The sequence below is a fragment of the Prevotella conceptionensis 9403948 genome, assembly GCF_000312305.1.
Lineage (GTDB): Bacteria > Bacteroidota > Bacteroidia > Bacteroidales > Bacteroidaceae > Prevotella > Prevotella conceptionensis.
On the sequence record NZ_HE999448.1, the window covers coordinates 254946 to 256630 of the forward strand.

Genomic DNA, 1685 nt, shown 5'->3' on the forward strand with positions numbered 1-1685 from the left:
GGAGGCCACGCGTGCCACCACCAAGCCCCAGCATGTGGGCTACACTTCGTCGCGCATTCCTGTGCGCCATTATGGCAAATTGCTCTTCGAAACATTCGAAAGGCTGAAAGACATGCCTGCCGGAGACGAACGCGATGCACTGGTTAGGCTCACCGCCAACCAAATGAAACGTTCGCTGGCGCAGTGGGGACACGGCGCAGCTGATAACGAACGCGTGGCATCAGACCTTGCTGCGTTCACCAATGGCAAGATACAACTCGACCTAGACACGTTTAAGTTTGAGAAATTGCCTGCAAAAGAACCTGAGAAAAAACGCAAGAAGAAGTAGCCATGCAATCGTTTCTCATCGAGGGCGGACGCCCTTTGCAAGGCACTATCACGCCGCAAGGAGCCAAGAACGAGGCCTTGGAGGTGATTTGCGCAGCCATACTAACTGCCGAAGAGGTGCGTATCAGCAACGTTCCCGACATCTAGACGTGAACAACCTCATCCTTCTGCTGGCCGACATCGGCGTGAAGGTGACACGGCATGCGCGTAACGACTATTCGTTTAAGGCCGACGAGCTGAACCTCGACTTCCTTTCTAGCGACGAGTTCGTGCGCAAATGTGCGGCTTTGCGTGGCAGTGTGCTGCTCATCGGTCCGCTTTTGGGGCGCTTTGGCCAAGCGATGGTGGCCCAACCTGGTGGCGATAAGATTGGCAGGCGCCGTCTAGACACCCACTTTTGGGGCTTTCGCATGCTCGGTGCAAGCTTTGAAAAGCTGCCCAACCGCAATGTTTACCAACTGCGAGCCGACCAATTGCAGGGGCGTTACATGCTGCTTGATGAGGCATCGGTAACAGGAACGGCCAACATTATCATGGCCGCAGTGCTGGCTAAGGGCACAACCACCATCTATAATGCTGCCTGCGAACCCTACATACAGCAGCTTTGCCGACTGCTTAACCGCATGGGGGCACGCATTGGCGGCATAGGCAGCAACCTGCTTACCATCGAAGGGGTTGAAACTTTGCACGGAGCAACCCACCAAGTGTTGCCCGACATGATTGAAGTAGGCTCGTTCATCGGTATGGCCGCTATGGTTGGGCAGGGCATACGCATCAAGAACGTGTCTGTTGAGAACCTCGGACTGATACCCGATACCTTTAAACGATTGGGCATTACGATTAATATTGAGGGCGACGACCTCTTTATCCCGCACCACGAACATTATCAAGTGGAGGCATTTATCGACGGTTCGATAATGACTTTGGCCGATGCACCGTGGCCAGGACTAACTCCCGACCTCCTTTCGGTACTCATTGTGGTGGCTACTCAGGCGCGCGGCAGCGTGCTGTTCCATCAAAAGATGTTCGAAAGTAGGCTGTTCTTCGTAGACAAGATAATCGACATGGGCGCGCAAATCATACTTTGCGACCCGCATCGAGCAGTGGTTATAGGTCACGACCACAAGCTGCAACTGCGTGCTGGCCGCATGACTAGCCCCGACATACGTGCAGGTATAGCCTTGCTTATCGCCGCATTAAGTGCCAATGGCACCAGTCAGATAGACAATATCGCACAGATAGACCGCGGATACGAAGACATCGAGGCGCGACTTAACGCCCTCGGAGCCAACATCAAGCGCGTTTAGCCCAGCAAAAAGCGAAAGCAAGAGCTGCGCAACAGCCCATCCCAGCAAACA

The 1685-nt window shown here is 54.2% G+C and carries 1 protein-coding gene and 1 pseudogene; both read left to right on the plus strand.

The features are described from left to right. On the plus strand, positions 1 to 328 hold a 328-nt coding region (locus BN93_RS10405; RefSeq protein ID WP_044260449.1), incomplete at its 5' end, for a DUF4290 domain-containing protein. A 2-nt stretch (positions 329 to 330) separates the two neighbouring features. Beyond that, a pseudogene (murA, locus tag BN93_RS10410) lies at positions 331 to 1634 on the plus strand (UDP-N-acetylglucosamine 1-carboxyvinyltransferase). Positions 1635 to 1685 lie beyond the last annotated feature (51 nt).